Origin of the sequence: Sphingobium sp. TKS (assembly GCF_001563265.1) — a bacterium.
Taxonomy (GTDB): Bacteria; Pseudomonadota; Alphaproteobacteria; order Sphingomonadales; family Sphingomonadaceae; genus Sphingobium.
Genome location: NZ_CP005083.1, coordinates 146,130 through 160,226 on the forward strand (window position 1 = coordinate 146,130; position 14,097 = coordinate 160,226).

12 protein-coding genes are annotated in these 14,097 nt (G+C 61.7%); 8 read left to right on the forward strand and 4 right to left on the reverse strand.

The window, feature by feature from the left end; genetic code table 11:
• Positions 1-3 precede the first annotated feature (3 nt).
• On the reverse strand, positions 4-669 hold the full coding sequence (locus K426_RS00745) for a TetR/AcrR family transcriptional regulator (protein ID WP_158511716.1): 666 nt from the start codon (positions 667-669) through the stop codon (positions 4-6).
• Positions 670-869: 200 nt separating this feature from the next.
• Between K426_RS00745 and K426_RS00750 the strand changes: the two genes are divergently transcribed.
• From K426_RS00750 to K426_RS00775, 6 genes are all read left to right on the forward strand, one after another.
• Positions 870-3,140, forward strand: a complete 2,271-nt coding sequence (locus K426_RS00750) for a TonB-dependent receptor (RefSeq protein WP_066553057.1) — start codon at positions 870-872, stop codon at positions 3,138-3,140.
• Between the two features lie 136 nt (positions 3,141-3,276).
• Positions 3,277-4,557, forward strand: coding sequence for an MFS transporter (locus K426_RS00755; RefSeq protein ID WP_158511717.1), 1,281 nt, complete (start codon positions 3,277-3,279; stop codon positions 4,555-4,557).
• Positions 4,558-4,639: 82 nt separating this feature from the next.
• Positions 4,640-6,115, forward strand: a complete 1,476-nt coding sequence (locus K426_RS00760; protein WP_066553061.1) for an amidohydrolase family protein — start codon at positions 4,640-4,642, stop codon at positions 6,113-6,115.
• The gene (gene fahA / locus K426_RS00765; RefSeq protein WP_066553063.1) at positions 6,112-7,416 is read left to right on the forward strand and encodes a fumarylacetoacetase; all 1,305 of its coding nucleotides are present in this window, start codon (positions 6,112-6,114) and stop codon (positions 7,414-7,416) included. The genes K426_RS00760 and fahA overlap by 4 nt, the downstream gene beginning before the upstream one ends.
• Positions 7,417-7,492: 76 nt before the next feature.
• Positions 7,493-7,780 (forward strand): DUF1330 domain-containing protein, encoded by a 288-nt coding sequence (locus tag K426_RS00770; protein WP_066553067.1) that lies wholly within the window; start codon positions 7,493-7,495, stop codon positions 7,778-7,780.
• A 46-nt stretch (positions 7,781-7,826) separates the two neighbouring features.
• The gene (locus tag K426_RS00775; RefSeq protein ID WP_066553070.1) at positions 7,827-8,807 is read left to right on the forward strand and encodes an MBL fold metallo-hydrolase; all 981 of its coding nucleotides are present in this window, start codon (positions 7,827-7,829) and stop codon (positions 8,805-8,807) included.
• A gap of 18 nt (positions 8,808-8,825) precedes the next feature.
• Here the strand turns inward: K426_RS00775 and K426_RS00780 are convergent, their stop codons facing one another.
• Positions 8,826-9,473: an alpha/beta hydrolase family protein gene (locus K426_RS00780; RefSeq protein WP_197672741.1), complete on the reverse strand. Its 648-nt coding sequence runs from the start codon at positions 9,471-9,473 to the stop codon at positions 8,826-8,828.
• 412 nt (positions 9,474-9,885) lie between these two features.
• On the opposite strand from K426_RS00780, the gene K426_RS00785 reads away from it, so the two are divergent.
• On the forward strand, positions 9,886-10,272 hold the full coding sequence (locus K426_RS00785; RefSeq protein ID WP_066553071.1) for a winged helix-turn-helix transcriptional regulator: 387 nt from the start codon (positions 9,886-9,888) through the stop codon (positions 10,270-10,272).
• A gap of 37 nt (positions 10,273-10,309) precedes the next feature.
• Here K426_RS00785 and K426_RS00790 read toward each other — a convergent pair whose 3' ends face one another.
• Together K426_RS00790 and K426_RS00795 are read right to left on the reverse strand one after the other, a co-directional pair.
• Complete coding sequence (locus K426_RS00790; RefSeq protein WP_066553072.1) at positions 10,310-11,284, reverse strand: quinone oxidoreductase family protein; 975 nt, start codon at positions 11,282-11,284, stop codon at positions 10,310-10,312.
• Positions 11,285-11,380: 96 nt separating this feature from the next.
• Entirely contained in the window at positions 11,381-12,382 is a 1,002-nt protein-coding gene (locus K426_RS00795; RefSeq protein WP_066553073.1) for an MBL fold metallo-hydrolase, read from the reverse strand.
• 255 nt (positions 12,383-12,637) lie between these two features.
• Between K426_RS00795 and K426_RS00800 the strand changes: the two genes are divergently transcribed.
• Positions 12,638-14,092, forward strand: coding sequence for an amidohydrolase family protein (locus tag K426_RS00800; protein WP_066561225.1), 1,455 nt, complete (start codon positions 12,638-12,640; stop codon positions 14,090-14,092).
• The last annotated feature ends 5 nt before the right edge of the window (positions 14,093-14,097 follow it).

Below are 14,097 nucleotides of genomic sequence, written 5' to 3' on the forward strand. Positions count from 1 at the left end.
CCGTCAATCATCGTCCTCAGGGACGTCGCAGTGCGTTTCGAATGCCGCCGTCGAGATGGTGACGACCTCATCAATCATTCGGTTGATCGTTTTCTCGTTCAGCCGGGGTGCTCCAAAGCGAAACGGGGCCAGCGCAGCAAGGCCCACCGTCAGGCTCAACATTTCATAGATACGGTTTCGCGACACATTGGGAAATAGCTTGGCGAGTGCATCGACATAGAGTTCGCGGACGGGCGCTATGCGATCCTGAAGCAGCGTGACGGCAATATCGGGCACAACGAGGTGCAAGCTAGCCACGATTCGTAAGTAGTTGTAACCCGTCTCACTTCCCGATTCCCGCAAGTGCGCCCCGAGATAAGCCGTCATCAGCGCGCGAATGTGATCATGCTGATTAAGATCAATGGGGATGTTGTGGAACCCGGAGATGCGGGTTGCTTGAATCCGCGACAACGCTTCTTCGAGAACCGCGCAATATAGCGATTCTTTCGAGCCAAAATAATAGTTTACGGTAGAATTATTGACGCCGACCTCGCGCTGGATCGCGCGTTGACTGGCGCCTTGGAACCCATGCTCCGCGAAGTGGCGCGCAGCGACTCGGATCAGCCGGTCTCTGATGTTCGATGTGTCATTCTCGTCCATTGGTTGCCGTAGTTGCGTTTCGATTTTCAATTCTGACATCCTGGTTTCATGCTGCAAAAGCGCCGGCAAGAAAAGGCAAAACACCTGCCAACCGCTCGAAACAGGAAACTCTCTCCGTCTCAGTGGCCGTCACCGTGACAAAAATGGCCTTGACACCGCACGCTCTTGAGATCATTCAACCGGTTGAAAGTGGGGCTTGGATAAATGAGCCCTCGAAATGGGGAGGATATATGATCCGGCTATTTTCTTCGGTAGGTGTGGCCGCGCTGGCGATCGGGGCCGCAACGGCGGCGAACGCGCAGGCTGCGGCCCCGGAATCCACGAGCTCGCAGACGGCGGCGCCCGTCGACAATTTGATCGGGGACATAGTCGTCACCGCTCAAAAGCGCTCGGAATCGCTGCAAAGAGTCCCTGTCGCGGTGACCGCCGTTACCGGAGCGGAGCTTGCGCGTAGCGGGATTACCGATCTGGCCGGTGTCACGGCGGTAGTTCCAAACCTTAATCTTGGGCAGCAACTGGGTGTCGCCAAGATAGCACTTCGCGGTATCGGGCTGGAAAACATCTCGGCAGGTGCCGAAGGTAGTATCGCTTTCCATGTCGATGGAGTGTTCATCTCACGCTCGATCGCGGCATTGTCGAGCTTCTATGATATCCAGCAGGTCGAAGTGCTGCGCGGCCCGCAGGGCACGCTTTACGGCCGGAACGCCACCGGCGGATCGATCAACATCACGACACGCAGCCCGACGCAGGATCTGAGCGGGTACGCACGAGTGACTGTGGGCAATTATGCGCGTGTCACGACCGAAGGCGCCATCAGCGGCGCGATCATTCCCGGTGTGCTTGCGGCACGAATCGCGTTTCAAACCCAGGACCACAACGGTTATGGCCGAAATATCGTCACGGGTACGCGAATCGATGATCAGAACACGCGCGGCTTTCGCGGTAGCCTGCTTTTCACGCCGTCCGATCGACTGACGGTTGATGTCAAGGCGGACTATTTTCGCGAAAGCGATCGTTCGGGCGCGTATCACTATTTCGGCGCGGGCGGGTTTGACCTTGCCGGCAATCCGGTTGTTCCCACAGGTTTGACGTCGGGCGGCACCGTTCCGGCCAACGTCCGCGACATTAGCAATGATAGCGACCCCAGCAATAATGTGAAGTTCTGGGGCGTGAGCGGTAAGATCAGCTACGAGCTGTCGGATTCGGTCCAGTTGAGCTCGCTCACGGCGTTCCGGCGGACGGATTACACCACGCTAGCGGATCTCGATTCCACGAGTGCGAAGCTGGCGCCGACCACCCAGTTCGAGCGGGATCGGCAGTTGAGCCAGGAATTCCAGCTTTCCGGAAAAGCGGACCGTTTAAACTGGCTCGTCGGCCTCTATTACTTTCATGAAAACGATGCCGGCGCGATCGATATTCCGTTTAACAATCACATCGTCGGGTTTCCTCTCCCGGGAACTTTCGTACAGGGGTTCTACGGCGGCGGCGTGATCAAGACCGACGCGCTCGCCGCGTTCGGCCAGGCGACCTACGAAGTGGTTGACAATCTGCGTCTAACGCTCGGCGCGCGCTACAGCACTGAAAAGAAGACCAACCAGGATCAGGTTCTTTTCGACTTCCTGACGCCTTACAATCCCGCGACGCGCGCGCCGTTCACGTTGCCTGAGCGGAGCAAGCGGTTCAAGTCATTCACGCCGCGCATCGCTCTAGACTATCAGGCCACGCCTGATGTGTTGGTGTATGGTTCCTGGTCGAAAGGCTTCAAATCCGGAACGTACAACCTCGGCACCGGTCAGGCGCCGGTCAACCCCGAAAAGGTCAGCGCGTTCGAGGCGGGTCTGAAGTCGACGTTGCTCGATCGCCGCCTGCGACTGAACCTCGCCGGATTCCACTACAAGTATAAGGATCTTCAGGTCGGTAAAGTTGTGCAGACGGTGTTGAATCTCGAAAATGCCGCAACGGCCAACATCTATGGTCTCGAGGCCGAGGTTCTGGCCAAAATCACGCCGCAGTTCGAAGTGACACTGAACGGCGCTTGGTTGCACGCGCGCTTCGACAATTACATCTCCTCCGATGCTGCGCGTCCGGCAGGCGACGGATCGGGTGTGCTCGATCCCACCACGCATTTGCCGGCGTTCAATCTGCACGGAAACAGGCTTTCGCAGTCGCCTGACTTCACCTTTTTCATTGCGCCGCAATATACAATTCCCACCGACGCGGGCAGTTTCGCCCTACGTGGCGAGTTGAGCTGGAGGGACAAGGTCTTTTTCACGCCGTTTAACGTAAATGCCACGAGCCAGGCAGCGAATGCGCGCGTCAACTTGTTCCTGAACTGGGAGTCCAATAACAGCAAGGTTACTGCATCGCTGTTCGTGAAGAACCTCACCAACAAGACCATTATCGGCAACTCCTACGTCAGCACCTCGCTCGTCGGCTTTCCGGTGAATGGCTATCTCGAGGAACCTCGCACTTGGGGTGCGACAGTCGGGTATAAGTTTTGAAGCCATGGTGCCGTGACCTGTCACGCAGGCCGGTCACGGCACCGCCGTCGCAGATTTCTGGCCCGCCCCCTTGGCAGCTTGGCCGCAGCCCGGCACGTCTGACCGGTATGAAATGAAAGCGAGGATGCCGATGGAAATGGCCAGCGATTTTCGCCAGCATTGGCGGACGCTCGCGGGCTGCACCATCGCCGCCTCCATCGGCACGTTCGGGCTGCATAGTTATACCAGTGGCGCTTTCGTGCCTGAACTCGCGAAGCATGCTGGCTTCACGCGCGGCGAGATGTCGCTTGCCACCCTGATCTTGTGCGCGACGATTGCCGTGAGCGCCCCGTTCGTCGGTGCCTTGATGGACCGCTATGGCGCCCTGAGGATCGTTAGCGTTGCTGTCGTGGGTGAAGCGGCGGCCTTTGCCTTGCTTGGTCTGATCCGGGCGAACTTTCCGTCCTATGCGTCGGGCATCTTCATTCTCGCGGTGTTGGGCGTCGGTACGACGCCGCCTGGCTTTGCCAGAATGGTGACTGCGCGCTTCGATCGATCGCGCGTGCTGGCGCTCGGCGTGCTGATCAGCGGTCTTTGTGTGGTCGCGATCGCCGGTCCGGTCTGGATGACGGCCGTGATCCAACATCTTGGTTGGCGAGGGGGCTATTTCGCGCTGGCCGGGCTTGTGCTTCTACTTGGAGGCGGCGGCGTGCTTCTGACTAGGAGCGACGGCACGATGCCGGAGGCGCAGGGCAACACAGATGAGTCCCAAAGCCGCGCCAGAGCGGGCGGCTACGCGCCGTTGCGGCGCCCGCTCTTCTGGATGATGCTTCTGGGCTTTGCCGCCCCGGCGGTGTTTTGTGGAGGATATATACTCCACTTGATCACGTTGCTGCGGGAGCGCGGTTTCAGCCGAGGCGAAGCAGCGCAGATCCAGGCGCTTATCGGCGTGGCCGTGCTGGCCGGGCGGTTGGGATCGGGGTGGGCCCTCGACCACTTCCCCGCGCAGCGCGTCGCCGCTTGCACAGCTTTCGTTTCCGGTCTGGCCTGCGCCTTATTGCTTCAATCCGACCCGGTGCTTTTGTGCATCGCTGCGCTAGGCATCGGCCTGACCATCGGCGCAGAACTGGACGTGATGGCCTATCTCCTTTCCCGGTATTTTGGCCTCGACAGCTTCGGACGACTGTACGCTTTGGCTTATGCCTGCCTGATCACGTCGGCGGGCGTCAGCCCGGTGCTGATCAATTGGATTGCCGATTTCGGCGGTGGATACGGCGCTGCGCTCATCACGTCGACAATCGGCACGATATCCGGAGCGGCCGTTCTGATGCTCTTGCCCAATCCGCCGGTGTCGGCGGCATGGGGCACGATCGCTGAGACTTCGTCTCGGCACCGCCTTGCCGACCCCGTGGACCCTGCCACGGTGGCGGAGACATGACATTGGGCGGCTCAGCCGGAAACATAAGAGTTGACCTGCTCATGCCGCTTGTCGGTCCAACTTCAGTTTTGAGGAGAGTTTGATGTCTGGCCAAAAGAAAACGCTGATCCGTGGTGCATCGATTGTCAGCATGGATTCGGCGATCGGCGATCTTCCGCGCGGTGATATCCTGATCGTCGATGATCGCATCGTCGAGGTCGCGCCATCGATTTCGGCCGACGACGCCGAAATCATCGATGCGACCGGCATGATCGCCAGTCCCGGCTTCGTCGATACCCACCGCCACGTCTGGCAGACGCAGCTGAAGGGCGTGGCGATCGACTGGAGCCTGTTCGACTATAGCTGTCTGATGCGGTCGATGTATTCGATCTGCTATGAAGCCGACGATGCCTATCTGGGCAACTATGTCGGCGCGCTCGATGCCATCAACGCCGGCATCACGTCGATCGTCGACCACAGCCATTTGCAGATCACGCCCGAGCATTCGGATGGGCTCGTCAAGGGACTGAAGGACGCCGGTATTCGCGGCGTGATGTGTTACGGTCTGTATCGCAACCCCAAGTACAAGCCGGGCGACACGCTCACAGTTGCGCAGGTGGTGGACGAAGTCTCCGGCCCGCTCGAAGAGTTTCACAAGGTCAATGCGACGCGTGTGCGGGACCAGCATTTTTCGTCAAACGACGGGCTGCTGCGGTTCGGGATCGCCGCGAGCGAGTTCGTCGTGTCGCCAGGTCCGGAGCCGGTGCTCGAGGAGATGGCGTGGGTACGGACGCTGGATCCCGCGCTCGTCAGCATTCACATCGGGTTCGGTGTGAACGAAGGGTTCCGCGTCGTTCCCCTGCTCCACGAACATGGCATGCTGGGCGATGACCTCCTCTTCGTTCACGGGGCGCACCTTACCGACTACGATCTGGCGCTGCTCAAGCAGCATGGCGGATGGCTGTCGACCACGCCCGAGACCGAATTGCAGATGGGCATGGGCTATCCCGTGCTGGAGCGCGTGGTGGAAAGCGGCAGCACGCCCTCGCTCGGCATCGACATCGCCTCGAACTTCGCGGGCGACATGTTCGCGCAGATGCGCCTGATGCTCCAGACCATGCGCTTCCGCCATTATGAGATCGCGAACGCGGGCCTCCCGGTCGCGTCACGCTATGCGGCGCGCAAGATGCTCGAATTCGCCACGCTCGGTGGTGCGCGGGTGATGGGGATGGACAGCTACACCGGCAGCATCACGCCCGGAAAGAAAGCCGATCTCCTTCTGACGCGGATGGACAGCGTCAATATGAGCCCCGTCATCGATCCCATCGCGGCGCTAGTCTTCTATGCCGATGCGGGCGACATCGATTCCGTCTGGGTCGATGGCGTGGCGCGCAAGCGGCACGGCAAGCTGACGGGGCTGGACTGGTCGGCCGTCCGCTCCAGCCTGGTGACCTCGCGGAACGGCATTTACGAGAAGTTCCGCAAGATTCCCGAGCAGCAGATCCGGGACTATTGGTCGCCCCTCTGGAAGATCGAAATGCCCGCCATCGAGCTTCCGCTTGCCACGGCGGGGGCATGACTGTGGCTCTCGATCATACGCATGACGCCGCAGCCAGGAGCTGGATCGAAGCCGCCAATGGGGAGGGGGCCGATTTTCCGATCCAGAACCTGCCGCTTGGCGTGTTCTCGACTGGGTCGGCAGGTCCGCGTTGCGGCGTGGCGATCGGCGATCAGATTCTGGATCTGAAGCTGGCCGCGGAGCGCGAGTTGATCGAAGGTCCAGCGGCCGCGACGCTGTCGGTTGAAAACCTCGATCGTCTGTTCGCGCTCGGGCGCCCAGCGATGCGTGCGCTTCGTCATGCCGTGTTCGCGCTGCTCCGTGAGGACAATGACCGGCGCGACGGCAGCCTGCTGCACCCGATGCGGGATTGCACCCTGCTCCTGCCGACGTCCGTTCGCAGCTTTACCGATTTCTACGTCGGCATTCATCATGCAATTCGTTGCGCGGACGTTCTTGGGCAAGGCGAGAACCCGCTTCCGCCCAATTATCACACAATGCCGCTTGGGTATAACGGGCGTGCATCCACCGTCCGCGTAAGCGGGGAAAATGTCCGTCGGCCGATCGGGATGCGCAAGCCCATCGGTCAGCCGCAGTCAAGCTTCGGTGCCTGCGAATGGCTCGATTTCGAACTGGAAATGGGATTCTACATCGGCCCCGGAAATCCCGTCGGCGAGCCGGTGGCGATCGATCAGGCAGAAGACCAGGTAGTCGGCTATTGCCTGCTCAACGACTGGTCGGCGCGCGACATCCAGTTGTTCGAGATGGCGCCGCTCGGGGCCTTTAATTCCAAGAGCCTCAGCACCTCGATTTCCCCCTGGGTCGTCACCGCCGACGCCCTGGAGCCGTTCCGGATCGCGCCGATGAAACGCCTGCCTGGCGCGGGGCCGGTCCCGGCCTATCTGGATGGGGCAGCGGATCAGGAATGCGGCGGCATCGACGTCACGCTAACCGCGACGCTGTCCACCGCCGCCATGCGCGCGGCGGGCGCACCGGCGGCCCATCTGCTCGAAACCGGATCGCGCTATCTTTATTGGACCTGCGCGCAGATGGTGGCGCAGCAGTCCGTCACAGGGTGCTGCCTGATGCCGGGAGACCTGATCGGCACGGGCACGATCTCCGGACCTGATCAGGCCAGTTACGCCAGCCTGTTCGAACTGTCGGTCGGAGGGCGGGAGCCGCTCGTTCTCCCCAACGGCGAACGGCGGATGTTCCTCGAGGATGGCGACGAGGTCAGCTTTACAGGCCGGTGCAGCCGTGACGGGTTTGTCCCGATCGGCTTCGGAGCCTGCTCCGCCCAGATCCTGCCGGCGCTCGCGTGAGGCGAGCGCGAAGGATTGTCACGCACCGCGCGGGCCACTTGCAGGAACGTAACTCTTTGATTCGATCGGATAACGCATGACCATCTACATCGTCAGCGCCATGGATAAACACGACGAGCGCCTCTATGCCGAATATGAGGCGGATGCCCACGCGACCTTCGCCGGGCATGACGATATCGAAATTCTGGCCATCTCCGATCACGTCCGCGCCATCGAGGGCGAGCCACCGGGACAACGTATGGTTCTGATCCGCGCTGCGGACGAGGCAGCGTTCGACCGCTGGTACCACTCGCCCGCGTACCAAGCCGCGAAAGCGAAGCGGCTTGCCGCCTCGCATGCCCGGTTCACGGTGATGTTGGACTAGCCAAGACTTCTTGGAGATATTTGTGACGCAAACGTATGAAAAAGGCATGTTTCAGCTCGCCAATGGCTGCTGGGCGTGGCTTCAGCCCGATGGTGGCTGGGGGTGGAGCAACGCCGGGTTGATCACCGACGGCGGCTGCTCGATGCTTGTCGACACCTTGTACGACCTAAAGATGACGCGCGAGATGCTTGCCCGGATGCGCGACACGACGCCTGCAGCTCGCACCATCGATATTCTTGTCAATTCGCACGCGGATGGTGACCACACCTTCGGAAATCAGCTCGTCAGCGGCGCCCGGATCATCGCGTCCGCCGCGACGGTCGATGAATTCTTCAAGGTGACGCCCGAGACACATCAGCGTATCATCGAAAACGCCGATTTCATGGGAGACGGCGCGAAATATGTCGCCGGGTTCATCCGCGACCATGGCTTCACGTTCAGCGACATCACACTGACGCCGCCGACTGAAAGCTACGACCGGGAAGCGATGGTCAAGGTGGGGGACAAGGACGTGCGCCTGATCAACGTCGGGCCGGCGCATACGGCTGGCGATACGCTGGTGCATTCCATCGCCGACCGCGTCGTCTATACCGGCGACATCCTGTTTCTCGGCGTGCATCCGGCGATCTGGGATGGCTCGCTGTCGCGCTGGGTGGAAGCCTGCGACGCGATCCTCGGGCTTGATGTGGATGTGATCGTTCCTGGTCACGGCCCTCTGACCGACAAGGCCGGAGTGGCTTTGTTCAAGACATATCTCCAGACCGTGGAGCACGAAACGCGCTTGCGCTTCGAGGCGGGCATGAGCGTCGAGCAAGCCGCCGCCGACATCCGCTTCGAGCCGCCGTTCGACGCGTGGATTGTCCCCGAGCGGATCGTCGGCAGCGTCAATTTCCTTTACCGGGAGTGGGGCAGCCCGCTTGCCGAAAACGATTACATGGAAGTGTTCGGCATGGTGGCGCGCTATGCGGACCGGCGGGCAAGATGCCTCGCCGGGCAGCACGTCGCAGGCTGCGGCCACGCGCACTGAACCGGGGACACAGGATTGTCAGCCACTCGCCGTAAGCAGCGATCCCTGCGGATCCCTGCCAGGCGCCAGCGCGGCCCAGCGATCCTCCTCACCCAGCAAGCTGCGGCGAAGGTAAGCGAGCGTCACGTCCTGGACCAGCCTTACGCGATCTGGATTTTCGTCGCTGGTCTCCACGACCTCATAGCCCGATATGCCGCCGAGCATATGTTCGCCGCCATGCAGCGTGAGAAGCGCCTTGCTGCCGGGCGACAGGTAGAAGGGATCGTAGAACCAGTCGGGACCACGCACGGTGAGCGGTGATCGATCGGCATCGCCCGCGACCATCAATGTCGGGCAATCCATGTGCGTGAACGCCGTGTCGAGGTACGGCGTGGCCCGTCGTCCAAGGTCGCTCAGGTCGCTGCCGCCCCGGCCGCCTGACGCCAGCAGGATGCCGCAGGCGACGCGGGTGTCGGACATATCCTCGTCCGCGTCTGACGCCGCCATGCGTGCGCCCGGCAGCATGCTGGTCATCTGCCCGCCGAACGAATGGCCGACGGCGGCGAGGCGGGTGATATCGGCGCGATCTGGCAGGCCGGGCACCTGGTGCATGATATCGGCCAGACGATCGATAACCGTTTTTGCGTCCGCGACCCGGATGCCAGATTGCCGGTCGCCGTGGATCATCCTCCGCCAGGCCGAGCCGCCGCGCATCAAGGTACGTGAGCTGCACGACCGCGAAACCGTGCGCTGCCCAATAGTCCGCAAGGGGCGCATAACCGTCCATCGAGGATCCGAATCCGTGCGAGAACAGCACGACCGGCAACCCCGTTCCCGCAACGGGCGCGGATATCCGAAGCTGAATGTCCTCACCACGGTTGCCGCCGGGAATCCGGATCGAGCGCACCGAAAGGATCGGCACTGGCGAGTCCATGTTGGCGTCGCGCGGAATCCACGGGCCGGGCATAGGCAACTCCTTGGCGGGCGACCGCCGACCCCTGCCATGACGCTGGCGGGCCGATGGTCTACATTGTAGACCAGCTCTAGTTATGGGATCGCGGGCGCGGCACAAGAACGCATATTTTGGAGACTAGGTCACATGGAGATGCCTTTGCGGCCGACTGTGCTGCCCGATTGCACCGGCGTCGGCGACGTCCTGTCACGCATCGGCGACAAATGGTCGGTGCAGATCATTGTCGTGCTGCATGACAGCGCGCAGCGCTTCAACGGCGTGAAGCGGGGCGTGCCCGGAATCTCGCAGCAGATGCTCACCCGCACGCTCAGGAACCTCGAACGGGATGGCCTGGTCGATCGCACTGTCCGCGCGAGCAAGCCGCCCCAGGTCGAATACGTGCTGACGCCGCTCGGGCGGTCCCTTGCCGGGCCCGTGCGCGCGCTTGCGGCCTGGGCGATCGAGCATCGCGCGGCGATATGCGACAGCCGAACGACGTTCGATGCGAGCGAGGACGAAAACGCGCATCGATAGCAGGCGCGGCGCTGGATGCCGGGCCTGCTTTTTCTCGTTACCGCGGATCGATGATGGTCGAGCCGATGGTCTGGCGGTTTTCCAAGGCGACATGCGCCTTGGCGGTTTCCGTAAGCGGGAAACGCTGACCGACCTTGATCTTGAGGACGCCCTTGGCGGCCAGATCGTACATGGCGGCGGCAGCCTTCAGCGCGACCTGGCGGTCGGTGTAATGCGTCGGCAGGATCGGGCGCGCCAGATACAAGGCCTTGGGCGCCAGGGTGTCGAAGATATCGTCGATCGAGACGCGGCCGGACGAGTGGCCGAAATTGACCATCAGGCCCCAGGTGCGCAGGCAATCGAGCGAGCCTTGGAACGTGTCCTTGCCGACGGAATCGTAAACGACGTCTACGCCCTTGCCGCCGGTGATCTCCTTCACGCGCTCGACGAAATTCTCGGTCTTGTTGTCGATGACGTAATCCGCCCCGCTTTCACGCGCGAGCGCGACCTTTTCTTCGGAGCTCACGGTCGCGATCACGGTGGCGCCGATATGCTTTGCCCATTGGACCGCGATCTGCCCGACGCCGCCCGCTGCGCCATGGAACAGGATCGTCTCGCCCGGCTGGAGCTTGTGCGTCATGTGGAAGAGATAATAGACCGTCATGCCCTTCAGCGTGATCGCGGCGGCCGTGTCGAAATCGACGCCATCGGGAATAGGAAACACGATCGAGGCGGCGACGTTCCGTTCTTCGGAGAAGGCGCCCGTGGCACCCATGTACGCGACGCGGGCACCGAGTTTGAATTCCGTGACGCCGGCGCCGACCTCCGTGACGACGCCCGCCGCTTCCTGTCCCAGCACGAAGGGCGTGGGAATATCGTAATGGCCCTCGCGGATCAGCACATCGACGAAGTTCAGGCCGATGGCTTCATGCCGCACCTTGATCTCGCCCGCGCCGGGCGGGGGCACATCCCAATCCTCCACCTGCATTTTGTCGGCGCCGCCGACTTCGTTCATCACGATCACTTTCGTCATTCACTTTTCCTTTCAGATGCCAGATCTTCATCCTTCGCCCGGACTGGTCGGGCGGAGCGAATGAGGGCCGGGGCGGCTGGGGAACCACGGGGTCGGTCAATGCTGGTGGTTGCTGTCCGAGCACCCGCAGGCCGCCACCGCCGGGTTGTCGGCGGCCATTTTCGCGACGAGACCGAAAATCTCGAGGAAGTCCGTCCGCGCGTCAGGGTTGCCCCATTCGCGGTAGAGGAAGTTGACGCTCCCGACCAAGCGCTCCGGCAGCAGCCAGTCGTCATAGGGCGGTGGAAAGGCGATGTCGGCCGCCGCCTGCTCCACCGACATGCCCGCCTCGAAACGCTTGCGTGTTTCCGTCTCCAGGATTTCGATGTAGCGCTTGAAGGTTCTTACCCCCTGCTTGTCCGTCACCGGGCCGTGTCCGGGCACGACCAGGTCCACGTCGAGGGACAGGATGTGATCGCAAGCGGCCGACCAGCCCTGGATCGACCCTTCCCAGATCGCCGGATGCACGCCGATGAACAGGATGTCTGCCGTGAAGACGACCCGATCCTGAACGCTGTGGACCAGCGTGTCGCCGGCGGTATGCGCCGGGCCGACATTGTAGAGAAGCACATCCTTGTCGCCCACCTTGAGGGCGTGGCGGCGATCGTATGTTTCCGTGGGCGGCGTGAACTCGACGCCGGTGAAATCAAAGCCATTGCCGCGAACGAAGCCCGCGACATACTTTGCACCTTCGCCCAGGACCTCGGCATTTTCGACCATGGCCTGCGCCTTGTCTGGTGTCAGCCCCGTGAATTCGCGCGCGGTCTCCTGCGAGGCAATGATGCGTGCGCCCCGCACAAGCTGGTTGCCGAAGGTGTGATCGGCGTCGGCGTGGGAGTTGACGAGGATGTCGATCGTCGCTGCGGAGGGCGACGCATCGCGCATGGCCGCAAGCATCTCGGCAGTCGATGCCAGATCAAAGAGCGTGTCGACCAATAGCGATTGTCCGCCGTCGACGATCAGGCCGGCGTTGGAAAAACCCCAGCCTCCATCGGGCTGTAGCCAAGCCCAACTGCCGCTGCCCAGATCCCTCAGCCCCTTACTATATTCCGCAGCCATATTCCTCTCCTACAGCATTATATCAATCGGTTGAATGACATGCCGACAGGCTTGTGCTCCGCCCGGACAAGCTACGATATTAGAGTTGACCTGCGGCAACGCACTTGACTCATAACACCACAATGTTCATCAATACAACCAACCGATTGAAAGAACTGGTTGGCTATCCGCTTTTTCCGGCGTTTCGGTTGCGAACGGTTCAATCCGCGGAACGTCCGCGCTTGAGGCCAAGGGTGAGAGGAAGGCTGAATGGAAATGCGTAGAACGCTAATTCGTGGCGCCGCCATCGTCTCCATGGATCTCGCCATCGGCGATCTGCCGCGTGGCGACATTCTGATCGAGGGAAACCGCATCGTTGGTGTTGCCCCAGTTATAGAAGTGGGGGATGCCGAGACCGTCGATGCCGAAGGAATGATCGCGAGCCCGGGCTTCGTCGATACACACCGGCACGTCTGGCAGACGCAGCTAAAGGGCGTGGCAATAGACTGGAGCCTGTTCGACTATATCTGCCTCATGCGAAGCATGTACTCCGTTTGCTACACGCCGGAAGATGCGTATCTTGGCAATTACTTCGGAACGCTCGACGCCATCAATGCCGGCGTCACTTCCATTGTCGATCATAGCCATTTACAGATCACGCCCGAACATTCCGATGCGTTGGCCAAGGGCATGCTGGATTCGGGGATTCGCGGCGTGTTCTGCTACGGCGCATATCGTAACCCGAAATACATGCCCGGAGATTTGCTAACCCCTGAGGCGATCATCAACGACATTGCCGGCCCGCTGGAGGATTTCCACCGGCGCAATGCTCCACGCGTGCGCGAGAAATATTTCCCGTCCAACGACGGTCTGGTCCGCTTCGGGATCGCCTCGAGCGAATTCCCGACCGCCGCGCTGGCCGAGCCGATGCTGGAGGAATTGGCCTGGGCGCGCACGCTCGATCCTGCCGTGATCAGCATGCACGCGGGCGTGGGCGTGAACGAGCATTTCCGGATGGTTCCGATCCTGCACGAGCACGGCCAGCTGGGCAACGATCTGCTGTTCGTGCACGGCGCGCACCTGACCGATGAGGACCTGGTCCTGTTGCGCGACCATGGCGGCTGGCTGTCGACGACGCCCGAGACCGAATTGCAGATGGGCATGGGCTATCCCGTGCTGGAGCGCGTAGCGGCGAGCGGCAGCACGCCCTCGCTCGGCATCGATATCGCATCGAACTTTGCGGGCGACATGTTCGCGCAGATGCGCCTGATGCTTCAGGCCATGCGCTTCCGCCATTTCGAGCATGCGAATGCCGGCCTGCCGGCGGCGTCGCGCTATGCCGCGCGCAAGATGCTCGAATTCGCGACCATCGGCGGCGCGACCGTGATGGGTCTGGAGACGATCACGGGGAGCCTGACGCCGGGCAAGCGCGCCGACATCATCCTGACCCGCACCGACAGCGTTCATATGAGCCCCGTATTCGATCCCGTCGCGGCGCTGGTCTTCTACGCGGATGCGGCGGACGTCGATTCCGTCTGGATTGACGGTATCGCTCGCAAGCGCGGCGGCAGGCTCGTCGGCGTCGACTGGCCTGCGGGCCACGCTGCCCTCTCGGCCTCGCGCGATGCGATCTACGCGAAGTTCGGCCAGATTTCGGAGCGCGAAATCCGTGCCACCTGGGCGCCGCTTTGGGGGCTCGAAACGCGGGCCATGGACCCGGCTGACGCATAGCCGGT

Bases quoted from the DNA above. Each gene is read 5' to 3' on its own strand.
- fahA (WP_066553063.1), top strand. From the start codon at position 6,112: ATGACTGTGGCTCTCGATCATACGCATGACGCCGCAGCCAGGAGCTGG.
- K426_RS00785 (WP_066553071.1), top strand. From the start codon at position 9,886: ATGGAGATGCCTTTGCGGCCGACTGTGCTGCCCGATTGCACCGGCGTC.
- K426_RS00770 (WP_066553067.1), top strand. From the start codon at position 7,493: ATGACCATCTACATCGTCAGCGCCATGGATAAACACGACGAGCGCCTC.
- K426_RS00755 (WP_158511717.1), top strand. From the start codon at position 3,277: ATGGCCAGCGATTTTCGCCAGCATTGGCGGACGCTCGCGGGCTGCACC.
- K426_RS00750 (WP_066553057.1), top strand. From the start codon at position 870: ATGATCCGGCTATTTTCTTCGGTAGGTGTGGCCGCGCTGGCGATCGGG.
- K426_RS00780 (WP_197672741.1), bottom strand. From the start codon at position 9,473: ATGATCCACGGCGACCGGCAATCTGGCATCCGGGTCGCGGACGCAAAA.
- K426_RS00800 (WP_066561225.1), top strand. From the start codon at position 12,638: ATGCGTAGAACGCTAATTCGTGGCGCCGCCATCGTCTCCATGGATCTC.
- K426_RS00790 (WP_066553072.1), bottom strand. From the start codon at position 11,284: ATGACGAAAGTGATCGTGATGAACGAAGTCGGCGGCGCCGACAAAATG.
- K426_RS00775 (WP_066553070.1), top strand. From the start codon at position 7,827: ATGTTTCAGCTCGCCAATGGCTGCTGGGCGTGGCTTCAGCCCGATGGT.
- K426_RS00760 (WP_066553061.1), top strand. From the start codon at position 4,640: ATGTCTGGCCAAAAGAAAACGCTGATCCGTGGTGCATCGATTGTCAGC.
- K426_RS00795 (WP_066553073.1), bottom strand. From the start codon at position 12,382: ATGGCTGCGGAATATAGTAAGGGGCTGAGGGATCTGGGCAGCGGCAGT.